Consider the following 12,796-nt stretch of genomic DNA (forward strand, 5'->3'; position numbering starts at 1 on the left):
CCGCTTTTGCCGCGCCGCTGGCTGGGATAGCCTAGGCGGTATGAGCAGCACCACACGATTCATTCACCTCCGCGTTCACACCGAATATTCCCTGCTGGAAGGCGCCGTTCGGCTGAAAAAACTGCCCGCGTTATGCGAAAAAATGGAGATGCCAGCCGTCGCCGTGACCGATACGAACAGCATGTTCTCGGCTTTGGAGTTTTCGGTCACTGCAAGCGGGGCAGGGGTGCAGCCGATCATGGGGTGCCAGGTTGATCTGACCTATGTGCAGGCGCAGCCAGGTGAAAAGCCGAAAATCCCGGCTCCGCTGGTGCTGCTGGCGCAATCCGAGATTGGCTATGAAAACCTGATGAAGCTGAGTTCCTGTCTTTACGTGGACAAGGGCGGACAGCTTCCGCAGGTCACCTTGGAAGAACTGGCACAGCACTCGGACGGTCTGATCTGCCTGACAGGCGGGCCGGACGGGCCGGTGGGTATGTTGCTGCAGCAAGGCCAACTCCCGGCCGCCGAGGCTTTGGTGGATCGGTTGGCGGGCATGTTCCCGGATCGTCTTTACATCGAGTTGCAACGCCATCCGGGCGAGGGCGGTCAGCCCGAGGCCGAACACCTGACCGAGCGTGGGCATGTCGAAATGGCCTATGCCAAGAACCTGCCGCTGGTTGCCACCAATGATGTCTTTTTCCCCACCTCGGACATGTACGAGGCGCATGATGCGCTGATCTGTATTTCCGAAGGGGCGTATGTCGATCAGCAGGACGGACGCCGCCGTCTGACTGCGCAGCATTACTTCAAATCGCAGCAGGAAATGGTGACACTGTTCGCCGATTTGCCCGAGGCGATCGAGAATACGGTGGAAATCGCCAAACGATGCGCCTTTATGGCCTATCGCCGCGACCCGATCCTGCCGAAATTTGCTGATGACGAGGTTGCCGAACTGCGCCGCATCGCCAACGAGGGCCTGCAAAAACGTCTGGCAGTGATCCCTCATGCGGTGGCGCCCGAGGAATATCAGGAACGGCTGGATTTCGAACTGGGCATCATCGAAGGGATGGGTTTCCCCGGCTACTTCCTGATCGTTGCCGATTTTATTCAGTGGGCCAAGGATCACGATATCCCGGTGGGGCCGGGGCGGGGTTCGGGTGCGGGCTCGTTGGTGGCTTATGCGCTGACGATCACAGACCTTGATCCGCTGCGCTATTCGCTGCTGTTCGAACGGTTTCTGAACCCAGAACGGGTTTCAATGCCCGACTTCGATATCGACTTTTGCATGGATCGCCGCGAAGAGGTGATCCGTTACGTGCAGCAGAAATATGGGCGCGACAAGGTGGGGCAGATCATCACTTTTGGTGCTTTGCTGTCCAAGGCTGCGGTGCGCGATATCGGGCGGGTGTTACAGATGCCCTACGGCCAGGTAGATCGCCTCTCCAAGATGATCCCGGTCGAGGGTGTCAAACCCGTCTCCATCGAAAAAGCGTTGAAAGACGAACCTCGCCTGCGCGAAGAGGCCCGCAGTGAAGAGGTTGTTGATCGTCTGCTCACCTATGGCCAGCAGGTCGAGGGTCTGCTGCGGAATGCTTCGACCCACGCGGCGGGGGTCGTGATTGGGGACCGTCCGCTGGATGCGCTGGTGCCGCTGTATCAGGATCCGCGCTCTGATATGCCTGCGACCCAATTCAATATGAAATGGGTGGAACAGGCCGGGTTGGTCAAGTTCGACTTTCTGGGTCTGAAAACGCTGACCGTAATCCAGAACGCAATGGATATTATCTTCAAGACCGGGCGGCCCCTGCATGTCGCGGCAGACGGTACTGAACTGTATGAGCCCGCCGAGGGGGCCGAAAACCAGATCAACGCCATCCCGCTGGATGATGAGGCGACGTATAAGCTCTATTCCGCGGCCAAGACGGTGGCGGTGTTCCAGGTGGAATCTTCGGGCATGATGGATGCGCTGAAGCGCATGAAGCCGGATTGTATCGAAGACATTATCGCCCTCGTCGCGCTGTACCGTCCCGGCCCAATGGAGAACATTCCCAAGTTCTGTGAGGTTAAGAACAAGCTGAGCGAACGGGACACGCTGCACCCGTCCATCGACCATATTCTGGACGAGACCCAAGGCATCATCGTCTATCAGGAACAGGTGATGCAGATCGCTCAGGAAATGGCGGGTTATAGCCTTGGTGGGGCGGACCTGCTGCGCCGGGCAATGGGTAAGAAAATCCAAGAGGCGATGGACGCCGAACGGCCCAAATTCCTCAAAGGTGCCGCCGAGAACAACGTGGACGAGGCCAAGGCGACCGAGGTCTGGAACCTGCTGGACAAGTTCGCCAACTATGGTTTCAACAAATCTCACGCAGCGGCCTATGCGGTGGTCAGCTATCAAACCGGCTGGCTGAAGGCGAACCACCCGGTCGAATTCATGGCGGGTGTCATGAACTGCGATATCCATCTGACCGACAAGCTGGCCGTGTATTTCGAAGAGGTCCGCAAGGGGTTAGAGCTGCCATACGTGCCGCCCTGCGTGAACCGATCCCTGTCAACATTTGATGTGGTCGACGGGCAGTTGGTCTATGCGCTGGGCGCGCTCAAGAACGTGGGCGTCGAGGCCATGACCCTCGTGGTTGATGGCCGCGGTGATAAGCCATTCGTCAACCTGTTCGACTTTGCCCGCCGGGTCGACCTGAAGAAAGTCGGCAAACGCCCGCTTGAAATGCTGGCTCGGGCTGGGGCATTCGACCAGCTTGATAAAAACCGCCGCCGTGTGTTCGAAAGCCTTGATCCCTTGGTGCAGTACTCGGCGGCGATCCACGACCAAAAGAATTCGAACCAGGTATCATTGTTCGGCGAAGCAGGCGATGACCTGCCCGAACCCCGCCTGTCGCAGACGCCGGACTGGCTGCCTGCAGAGCGCCTGAGCGAAGAATTCAAAGCAATCGGTTTTTACCTGTCCGGCCACCCGCTGGACGATTACATGCCCGCGCTGAAACGCAAGAAGGTCATGACATTGGATGAGGTGACGGAACAGGCACGCTCGGGCCCGTTCATTGCCAAGATGGCCGGTGTGGTCTCTGGGCGGCAGGAACGCAAATCGGCCAAGGGCAACCGCTTTGCCTTTGCGCAATTGTCTGATCCAAGCGGGGCGTATGAGGTCACGCTGTTTTCGGAAACCCTGGAGAAATCGCGCGAATTTTTAGAGACCGGGTCGCAAGTGGTGCTGACCGTCAAAGCCGAATTGGAGTCCGATCAGCTCAAGCTGCTTGCGAATTCTGTTGGGCCGGTGGATTCTGTAGTTGCCGAAGCAGGCGCGACCGGGTTGCGGATATTTGTTGACGTCCCCGAGGTGCTGCCGACAGTCGCCAAGGTTCTAGAAGACGCGGCTGGTGCAGCCAAGCGCGCGGCCAAAGGGCCGATCCACATCTGTCTGTTGGATCCCGGCCTGCCGGGGGATGTCGAGATGGATCTGGGGCAGGATTTCCCGATCAACCCGCAGATCAAAGGGGCCATCAAATCTTTGGATGGCGTGACCATGGTCGAGGAAATCTGACCCACCCTTTTGTTGCCACAGTGTTTTTGCGCCGCTAGGCTGAACTTATGCCCCGTTTGGGGCGTGTCACAGGAGGGCACAGCTATGGCAATTACAGCTATTGGGTTCAGAACATTTGCGTTGGCAGCCGCCGCGTCGCTGGCGATGGCGTCCGGGGCGTTGGCCGATGACAAGGATGACAAGAAGAAAAAGCAAACGATCGAAGGCGCTTTGATCGGCGCGGGCGTGGGTGCGTTGATCGGCGACGGCAAGGGTGCAGCCATCGGCGGCGTGGCCGGAGCCATTATCGGACATAACTGGAAGTGATTGTGATGCGGTTTATTGGACTCAGAATACTTGTTTGCACCGCAATCCTAGCGGCCCCGTGTGTGGCGACGGCCGATGAGGCTGCTGAACAGATGGTGCAGGACGCATTGCCTGTGATGCACTATACCTGCGCCTCGATTGCTGAGGAGGCGGACGGGGATGAAGCCTTTGTTGTAGAGGTCGTTGGTAAGATGACGGCTCTGTCCCTCTATAATCGTCAGATCAATATCGAAGATCACGCGACCACCGACGAGGAAAAGGCCCAGCTGCGCGAAGCCTTCATTGCCGCGTTGTCGGAAGGCTGCGCCGCGGATAAGGATGCCTTGCTGGGCGGAGTGGTCGACAACGCAGTGAAAACAACGCTGGGTCTGTGATCAACGGTTTTCCGTATCTCTGACCCGAATTCTGGGTTGAGAATTCAATCGGGTGACCGCAGCGCGGGCAGCCCGACGCCAGTGCTCTCGAACCCGCCATCGGACGCAATTACCTGGCCTGTTACATAGCTGGCCTTGTCCGAGCAAAGAAATAAGATCACCTGAGCGATCTCTTCTTCCGAACCATACCGGTTCAGCGGAATGGCGTCGTGATACGCTGCGATGATTTCGGGTGTATGAACGGCCATCGCCAGCTTGGTGCGCACCGGGCCCGGACAGACGCAATTGGCTCGAATCCCGTATTCTCCCAATTCTGCGGCTTGCTGTTTGGTCAGGTGGATGACGCCAGCTTTTGAAGTGCCGTACGCAACACGTAGGGTGCTGGCCCGCAGTCCCGAGATAGAGGCGATATTGACAATAGCCCCTCGGCTTTCGCGAAGGGCTGGAATTGACGCCTGTGAAACCAGAAACACACCGTCAAGATTGGTTTCCATGACGCGGCGCCACACCGCAAAGTCGTGTTTCTCGATTGGTCCAAATTCGGCGATGCCCGCATTGTTCACCACGGCGTCAATTCGTCCAAATTTCGACATAACGGCCTGAATTGTATCGTCCACCTGATCCGGATCTGAAACATCGGCAACAATCGGCATCGTGCCATCAAGGCCGCTGGCCGTCTCGGTCAATGCTTCCGTATCACGATCGACCATCGCGACATGCCACCCGTCCTGCAGAAACAGTTTTGAAGTAGCTAACCCAATGCCACGTGCGGCGCCGGTAACCAGAGCGAGTTTTTGGGCCATAGAAATTCTCCGGTCATTTGGTTGCGGTGAATGCAACCCGTTTCACCAATGAGGCTGAAGAAATAGAAATTCAGCCTCTTGATAAAAAGGGAGCGCAAAAAGCGCTCAATAATGCGGTGGGCGTTCGTCGCCGAACACGACCCCGCCCGAGCCTTCCTGTGCCCGTTCAGCCTCGCGTTGCAACAGCATCTCGACCCGACGAGTCAGGCGGTCGATCTCGTCCTGTTGCTGGGTGACGACCGTGTTTAGTTCTTCGACCGTGCGGGTCAGATGGGCGATCTGTTCTTCCAGGTGCTGCATGGGGGACTCCTGTGTCTTGTGCTGGTCATAGCGACCCTGTGACACCAAGGCCAGCGAAAGCGCGCCTTGCCCCGATGCGGGCCATGGGATAGACCGCGCGCGGAACACTAAACGCCCAAGGACGCCCCACATGGCCAAGCCCAAGAAACAGCCCCGCCCCAAGGCAGTAACGCCAAAAGGGTTCCGCGACTATTTCGGCCAGGAAGTCACGCAGCGCACCGAGATGCTGCGGGCTATTGCGGATGTCTATCATCGATATGGGTTCGATGCTCTGGAAAGCAGTGCTGTTGAAACCGTCGAGGCCCTGGGCAAGTTCCTTCCCGACGTGGATCGCCCGAACGAGGGTGTGTTCGCGTGGCAGGAAGTGGACGAGAATGACAAGGGCGACTGGATGGCCCTGCGCTATGACCTGACCGCGCCGCTGGCCCGCGTCTACGCGCAGCACCGCAATGATCTGCCGACACCTTATCGCCGCTATGCGATGGGTCCGGTCTGGCGGAACGAAAAGCCGGGGCCGGGCCGCTATCGCCAGTTTTATCAGTGTGATGCGGATACGGTGGGCACGGCCTCGATGGCTGCTGATGCCGAGATCTGCGCGATGCTGTCAGACACGCTGGAAACCGTGGGCATTCCGCGCGGCGATTATCTGGTGCGGGTCAACAACCGCAAGGTTCTGAACGGCGTATTGGAGGCGATGGGTCTGGGCGAAGACGCCGCCGCCCGCGACAACGTCCTGCGCACCATCGACAAGTTCGACAAGGTGGGTGAGCAGGGCGTGCGCGAGTTGCTGACCAAAGGCCGTCTGGATGCCTCGGGGGCGTTTATCGACGGCGTGGGCCTCAGCGACGATCAGGCAGAGCCGGTGATTGCTTTCCTGACGTCGAAAGCTGCGGATACCGCCGGAACTCTGGCCAACCTGCGTGCTGCGGTCGGCGACAGCAAGATTGGTGCCGACGGAATTGCCGAACTGGAAGAGATCGGCGCGTTGCTGGATGCGGGTGGATATGGCGCGAACCGGATCGAGATTGACCCCTCGGTCGTGCGTGGCCTCGGTTACTATACCGGGCCGGTTTATGAGGCCGAGTTGACCTTTGAGATATTCGACGAGAAAGGCCGCAAGCGGCAGTTCGGGTCGGTCTCTGGCGGCGGTCGTTACGACGATCTGGTCAAGCGCTTTACCGGGCAAGAAGTGCCTGCGACGGGTATTTCCATCGGTGTTGACCGTTTGCTGGCCGCCCTGCGCGAAAAGGGTCGGATCGCGGCGCAGGCCACCGGCCCAGTCGTTGTCACGGTCATGGATCGCGACCGTATGGCCGACTATCAGGCCATGGTGGCCGAACTGCGCAATGCGGGTATCCGGGCCGAGGTCTATCTGGGCAATCCCAAGAATTTTGGCAATCAGCTGAAGTATGCGGATAAACGGAACTCTCCGATCGCGGTGATCGAGGGTGGGGATGAAAAGGCCAATGGCATCGTACAGATCAAAGACCTGATCCTGGGTGCGAAAATTGCCGAAAGCGCCACGCTGGAGGAATGGAAAGAACGCCCCAGCCAGTTCGAAGTGCCACGCGGTGATCTGGTCGCCAAGGTGCGCGAAATTCTGGACAGTCAGGACTGACCATGGCCAACCGTTCCCAGATACAAGCCCGCGCCGCGATGATGCGGATCCGGTTCGAGGCTGCTGGCGCGCAGGTCGTCGACCCGCCCCTATTGCAACCAGCCGAAACGCTGCTGGACCTTTATGGCGAAGATATCCGTGCCCGCGCCTATGTGACCTCGGATGCGCTGCGGGGCGAGCAGATGTTGCGCCCGGACTTTACGCTGCCTGTGGTGCAGATGCACATGAGCGATGGGGCTGAACCCGCGCGCTATACTTACTCCGGTGAGGTGTTCCGCCGTCAGGAGCACGACCCGGATCGGTCAAACGAATATATTCAGGTGGGGTACGAGGTCTTTGACCGCGATGATCCCTCGGGCGCAGATGCCGAGGTGTTTTCGCTGTTCGCCCTGCAACTGCGCGGGCTGCCGCTGCGCGCGGCGACCGGCGATATTGGTATCCTGATAGCTGCGGTTCAGGGCCTGCGCACCACAGATCGCCGCAAGGCGGCGCTGATGCGGCACCTTTGGCACCCACGTCGTTTCCGCAATCTGCTGGATCGGTTTGCGGGTCGTAAGCAAGCGCCCGAAGGCCGTGACGCATTGCTGGATTCGCCGGACCCGCTGGCCATTGACGTGCCGATGATTGGCAAACGTCGCGCCAGTGAGATCGAAGCACGGATCGAAGCCTTGCGCGAAGACCGCGACACGCCTCCGATTTCCGACAGCGAACTGGGCGGGTTGGAAACACTGCTGAATGTACGCGAAACCATGCCCTTTGCATTGGAGCAATTGCGTGATGTCGCGGTGGACTTGCCGCAGATCACCCCGGCGCTGGATCGGCTTGAGGCGCGCGTGGCCGCCCTGCAGGCGCGCGGCGTGGATGTAGAACGGTTGGATTTTGAGGCCGCCTATGGCCGCACATCCATGGAGTATTACGACGGGTTCGTCTTTGGCTTTTATGCCGAGAGACGCCCGGACCTGCCTCCGGTTGCCACAGGCGGGCGGTATGATGCGCTGACCCGGCAATTGGGCAATGGTGCTGAAATCCCTGCCGTGGGTGGCGTGCTGCGTCCTGACCTGATCCTGGAAATCGAGGAGGGCGCGCAATGAGCCTCAAACTGGGCGTGCCCTCGAAGGGCCGGTTGATGGAAAAGACCTTCTCGTGGTTTGAAAAGCGCGGCATCACCTTATCGCGCAGCGGATCGGACCGTGAATATGCGGGTAAGGTCGAAGGGATTGATGGCATTTCGCTGATCCTGCTGTCCGCTGGGGAAATCCCGCGCGAACTGGCTGCGGGGCGCATCCATCTGGGGGTCACCGGAATTGATCTGGTGCAGGAAAAGCTGCCGCGCTGGGAACAGCAGGTGGAAGAGGTATCGCAGCTGGGGTTCGGCAAGGCTGACCTGATCATTGCGACACCGGCCTGCTGGGTGGATGTCGACACGCTGGACGATCTGGACGCCGCTGCGGCGGCCTTTCGCAAGACCCACGGTCACCGCTTGCGGATTGCCACAAAGTACCACCGGCTGGTGCGCGAGTTTCTGACCGATGCGGGCGTCGCCGATTACACCTTGGTGGATAGCCAAGGCGCGACCGAAGGCACGGTGATGAATGAAACGGCCGAAGCGATTGCCGATATCACCTCGACGGGTGAAACACTGCGCGCCAATCACCTGAAGATTCTGTCTGACGGGGTGATCTTGCGGTCGCAGGCGACGCTGTGGCGCAGCCGAGTGCCCAACTATTCAGCCGATGACAAAGCGGTTCTATCCAACTTGCTAGATCACCTGCGCTGATCAAAGAACACCGATTTCCGCCAGCGCACGGTTCAGATCATCGGGCAGGGCGTCGTCCTGCGCGCGCCCTTGTGGCAAATCGGCGGGGGTGTCTTCGGGTTTCAGGTAGCGCCAGCCCTGAAACGGGCGCTTCAGGGCGGTCTGGGTGCGGTGTACCTCAGGATCAAGCACGATGGCGCAACGGCGGATGCCATCTTCTCCGCGTACTTCGTCCAGCCGCAGTATGCGCTGACGGCATTGGATCACGCCCTTGATCACCCAATAAATTGACCCGCCGTTCAGAATCTCGGCTTCGCGCTTGGGCCACATGCGGGTGACATGGCGCGGGCACCCATCCTCGTACAGCGGTTTACGGCTGTCCTGCCACGCGATCAGCGTGTCGACGCTTTCCGATCCGACCGAGAGTTTTATCAGGTTTACGTACTTATCCACAGCTTTCCCACAGAGTCGTCCCAAGGCCCACCTTTATATTGTAGCCTGATGACCGGCGTCATCAAGGTGTTGTGGTGGGCATGTGATTTAGGATAGTCTGGATACCTCTTTCAGTACAGGGAATCACCAATGAGCCGCTTTGCCGCCCCCATCGCCGAGCAGATCTGGGACATGAAATACCGCTTTAAACAGGCGGATGGCACACCGATTGACCAGACAATCGAAGACAGCTGGCGGCGCATTGCCCGCGATTTGGCACGGGTGGAAAAAGATCAGGGGCATTGGGAGGATAAGTTCTTTGAAGCGCTGGAAGATTTCAAATATCTGCCCGCTGGCCGTATCACCGCGGGCGCAGGAACAGCGCGTCAAGTAACCCTGTTCAACTGTTTTGTCATGGGAACCGTGCCCGACAGCATGGGTGGTATCTTTGACATGCTGAAAGAGGCTGCGTTGACCATGCAACAGGGTGGGGGGATCGGCTATGATTTCTCGACCATCCGCCCGCGTGGGGCTGATGTGCATGGGGTTGCCGCCGATGCCTCGGGGCCGTTGTCGTTCATGGATGTGTGGGACGCGATGTGCCGCACCATCATGTCCGCAGGCTCGCGTCGTGGGGCGATGATGGCAACCATGCGCTGCGATCACCCGGATATCGAACAGTTCATCACAGCCAAATCCGACCCGGCCCGCCTGCGCATGTTTAATATGTCGGTGCTGGTGACCGACCCCTTCATGGAAGCCGTCAAAGCCGACGGCCCGTGGGATCTGGTCTTTGGCGACAAGGTCTATCACACCGTTCAGGCGCGCGATCTGTGGAACAAAATCATGCAGGCCACCTATGACTATGCCGAGCCGGGCGTGATCTTCATCGACCGTATCAATCAGGCCAACAACCTGAATTATGTAGAAACCATTGCCGCCACCAACCCATGTGGTGAACAGCCCCTGCCGCCATATGGCGCGTGTCTGCTGGGCTCGATCAATCTTGCGCGATTGGTAGCTGAACCTTTCGAGGATGCAGCACATCTGGATGAGGCCGCGTTGCAGGACCTGGTCGCAACCGCCGTTCGTATGATGGACAATGTGGTCGACGCGTCGAAATTCCCGCTGCCGGAACAGGCAGCCGAGGCGCAGGCCAAGCGTCGTATCGGGCTGGGTGTGACGGGGCTGGCAGATGCGCTGTTGATGAAGGGCCTGCGCTATGGCTCGGACGAGGCGGCGCGTCAGACCGAGCGCTGGTTGCACGCGATCGCCCGCGCCGCGTATCTGGCGTCGGTGGACTTGGCGAAGGAAAAAGGCGCGTTCCCTCTGTTCGATGCCGAAAAATATCTGGCTAGCGGCACTATGCAGCAGATGGACGAGGATGTGCGCGATGCAATCCGAGAACATGGCATCCGCAACGCTTTGCTGACTTCGATTGCGCCCACGGGGACGATTTCCCTTTATGCTGGGAACGTGTCTTCGGGGATCGAACCGGTCTTTGCTTATGCCTATACACGTAAAGTGCTGCAGAAAGACGGCTCGCGCACCGAAGAAGAGGTGGTGGATTATGCCGTGCAGATGTGGCGCGACAAGTTCGGGGATGTGGAATTGCCCAACTATTTCGTCAATGCGCAGACGCTACCACCGTCCGATCACGTCAAGATGCAGGCCGCGGCGCAGAAATGGATCGACAGTTCGATTTCCAAGACGATCAACTGCCCTGAGGACATCAGCTTTGACGCGTTCAAGGACGTTTATATGCAGGCGTGGGATCAAGGGTGCAAAGGCTGCACCACCTATCGTCCGAATGACGTGACCGGATCGGTGCTGACCGTTTCAGAAAGTGCAGACACTGCGCCGGGTGAAAATGCCGCTGCGCCGCACGAGGTCGATGGAGGCGAAGTCGTTTACATGTCCGAGCCGCTGGATCGCCCGCAGGCATTGGAGGGGTCGACCTATAAATTGAAATGGCCCGATAGCGAGCACGCGATCTATCTGACTATCAATGACATTGTCATCGGCGGTCGCCGCCGCCCGTTCGAGGTGTTTATCAACTCGAAGAACATGGAACACTACGCTTGGACGCTGGCGCTGACCCGGATGATCTCGGCCGTGTTCCGGCGGGGTGGGGATGTGTCCTTTGTAGTTGAAGAGTTGAAGGCTGTGTTTGACCCGCGCGGTGGAGCCTGGGTTCAGGGCAAATATATCCCGTCGATCCTGGCCGCGATTGGTGGCGTGATCGAACAGCACCTGATTAATATTGGCTTTCTTGAAGGGGAAGGCATGGGTCTGAAATCCGACCCTCAGGCGCAGGTGGTGAATATGGATGCGCCACGTGGCAAAGCCTGCCCGTCCTGCGGCCAGTTCGATATGGTGATGATCGAAGGCTGCATGACCTGCCGCAGTTGCGGGCATTCAAAATGCGGCTGAGATAGAAACGCTAAATCGGCAACAGTGTGAAAGCCTGCATCAGTTTGCAATTTAACCAGCCCAAACTGCAACTTTGACCATAAAAACTTTGCCGCTGCTTTTGAGGCGGTGGCGTATCCAAGGGAATTGGAATGCCTTTGGGGTAGTCAGCGCCTTGGCGCGCGCGCTCTCCAAAAAGCTGGCGTGTGCCAAGGCGCGTTGGTCCGTCAGGACCAAACCAAGCTCTGGGTTGTTTCCTTGATTCTATTCGACCTTGTGTTGGAGGAACGGATATTATGTGAAGCGATCTCAGGTTGTATCTGCCTGCCAGCGGGCCAACCACCGTTGTAACGGGCAGGGGCTCTGCCTGAGTTATCTGTAGGTTCGGGCATGACTATGCATTTCGGCGCGAACGCTCGGAGAGCCAAGACCATGGCAATGCTCAGGTTAGTAGAAGCGGCTGGCGCAGCACTGGCGAGTCGGGCGGAAAGTGTGAATTCGCTGCTTTGCAGCGGGGACTTACTGAAACCGCCAAAGCGGACCTTCGACACCGGGATATCTGGTCGGTCCTGTTCCGAGGCAGTTCTTCAGGAACGACCGACACTCAGTGAGAGATTCAAGCGCCCGCTATCTTTTCACTTCCCTAAGTCAGCGCCAAGCCAAGTTGACTGCGTTACACGTATTGCGAACAATCGACAATTTAACAGCATGTCATTGGCTTCTGAAGAAAGGGTGTTTTCACGTGAACTATCGTTCGGTTGTTCATGCTTGCACTTAGACTAAGGTAACACTGATGAAATCACCATCAATCAGCTATAAACGTTATCGATTTCCTCTTCAGATCATCGCTCACGCGGTGTGCGATCTGGTTGCTGACAAGATAGTTCACGTTGATTTTGTCGTTGTCGGTGCGCTTGAACTTTAGAATTTCGTCGGCGTCGGTTCCCAGCATAGGCGGGCCTATCAACAGGCTCGGCACGATGCCCAGCGGACGGCCCTTTTGACGGGCATATCTCGTGCCCTTCGTCGTCTGTGAAAAGGGCAAGCCAACGGTCAGGATCAGATTTCGATCCAGACCTTGCCGCACTCGATGTCGAGAACGACGCCAGCCTTTGACCGCGCCCCGCCAACATCGGTCTTGGTTACCGTTTCGTCGTCGACCAGAAAAAAATCTGCACCGATGTCAGCGGCGGCGCAATTGTCGAGCTGGAAGGTTCCGCGACGGCCATTGACCTTTGCGTCCCCCATCAACAG

The 12,796-nt window shown here is 58.3% G+C and carries 12 protein-coding genes; 7 read left to right on the top strand and 5 right to left on the bottom strand.

Going from position 1 to position 12,796, the window contains the following annotated elements; all coding sequences use genetic code 11:
• Positions 1 to 40 precede the first annotated feature (40 nt).
• From dnaE to AB1A64_RS10130, 3 genes are all read left to right on the top strand, one after another.
• Complete coding sequence (gene dnaE / locus AB1A64_RS10120; RefSeq protein WP_366551299.1) at positions 41 to 3,541, top strand: DNA polymerase III subunit alpha; 3,501 nt, start codon at positions 41 to 43, stop codon at positions 3,539 to 3,541.
• 84 nt (positions 3,542 to 3,625) lie between these two features.
• A complete protein-coding gene (locus tag AB1A64_RS10125; RefSeq protein WP_366551300.1) occupies positions 3,626 to 3,847 on the top strand; it encodes a YMGG-like glycine zipper-containing protein in 222 nt (73 codons plus the stop codon).
• Between the two features lie 5 nt (positions 3,848 to 3,852).
• A complete protein-coding gene (locus AB1A64_RS10130) occupies positions 3,853 to 4,221 on the top strand; it encodes a hypothetical protein (RefSeq protein ID WP_366551301.1) in 369 nt (122 codons plus the stop codon).
• 44 nt (positions 4,222 to 4,265) lie between these two features.
• Here the strand turns inward: AB1A64_RS10130 and AB1A64_RS10135 are convergent, their stop codons facing one another.
• Entirely contained in the window at positions 4,266 to 5,024 is a 759-nt protein-coding gene (locus AB1A64_RS10135) for an SDR family oxidoreductase (protein WP_366551302.1), read from the bottom strand.
• Between the two features lie 105 nt (positions 5,025 to 5,129).
• Complete coding sequence (locus tag AB1A64_RS10140; protein WP_366551303.1) at positions 5,130 to 5,324, bottom strand: SlyX family protein; 195 nt, start codon at positions 5,322 to 5,324, stop codon at positions 5,130 to 5,132.
• A 130-nt stretch (positions 5,325 to 5,454) separates the two neighbouring features.
• Here AB1A64_RS10140 and hisS point away from each other — a divergent pair, with 130 nt between their 5' ends.
• From hisS to hisG, 3 genes are read left to right on the top strand one after another with little or no spacing between them, the layout of a single operon-like run.
• Positions 5,455 to 6,942 carry a histidine--tRNA ligase gene (gene hisS, locus AB1A64_RS10145; RefSeq protein ID WP_366551304.1) on the top strand — a complete coding sequence of 496 codons (1,488 nt, stop codon included), beginning with the start codon at positions 5,455 to 5,457 and terminating at the stop codon, positions 6,940 to 6,942.
• A 2-nt stretch (positions 6,943 to 6,944) separates the two neighbouring features.
• On the top strand, positions 6,945 to 8,033 hold the full coding sequence (locus tag AB1A64_RS10150) for an ATP phosphoribosyltransferase regulatory subunit (RefSeq protein WP_366551305.1): 1,089 nt from the start codon (positions 6,945 to 6,947) through the stop codon (positions 8,031 to 8,033).
• Positions 8,030 to 8,719 (top strand): ATP phosphoribosyltransferase, encoded by a 690-nt coding sequence (hisG, locus tag AB1A64_RS10155; protein WP_366551306.1) that lies wholly within the window; start codon positions 8,030 to 8,032, stop codon positions 8,717 to 8,719. The genes AB1A64_RS10150 and hisG overlap by 4 nt, the downstream gene beginning before the upstream one ends.
• On the opposite strand, the gene AB1A64_RS10160 is transcribed toward hisG, so the two are convergent.
• Positions 8,720 to 9,151, bottom strand: a complete 432-nt coding sequence (locus AB1A64_RS10160; protein ID WP_366551307.1) for a DUF1489 domain-containing protein — start codon at positions 9,149 to 9,151, stop codon at positions 8,720 to 8,722.
• A 129-nt stretch (positions 9,152 to 9,280) separates the two neighbouring features.
• Between AB1A64_RS10160 and AB1A64_RS10165 the strand changes: the two genes are divergently transcribed.
• On the top strand, positions 9,281 to 11,563 hold the full coding sequence (locus tag AB1A64_RS10165; protein WP_366551308.1) for an adenosylcobalamin-dependent ribonucleoside-diphosphate reductase: 2,283 nt from the start codon (positions 9,281 to 9,283) through the stop codon (positions 11,561 to 11,563).
• Positions 11,564 to 12,347: 784 nt separating this feature from the next.
• On the opposite strand, the gene AB1A64_RS10170 is transcribed toward AB1A64_RS10165, so the two are convergent.
• Both AB1A64_RS10170 and AB1A64_RS10175 read right to left on the bottom strand, forming a co-directional pair.
• On the bottom strand, positions 12,348 to 12,629 hold the full coding sequence (locus tag AB1A64_RS10170; protein ID WP_366551309.1) for a Mu-like prophage major head subunit gpT family protein: 282 nt from the start codon (positions 12,627 to 12,629) through the stop codon (positions 12,348 to 12,350).
• On the bottom strand, positions 12,602 to 12,790 hold the full coding sequence (locus AB1A64_RS10175) for a hypothetical protein (RefSeq protein WP_366551310.1): 189 nt from the start codon (positions 12,788 to 12,790) through the stop codon (positions 12,602 to 12,604). The genes AB1A64_RS10170 and AB1A64_RS10175 overlap by 28 nt, the downstream gene beginning before the upstream one ends.
• Between the last annotated feature and the right edge of the window lie 6 nt (positions 12,791 to 12,796).

It is taken from the genome of Ruegeria sp. ANG10, assembly GCF_040705255.1.
GTDB lineage: Bacteria > Pseudomonadota > Alphaproteobacteria > Rhodobacterales > Rhodobacteraceae > Ruegeria.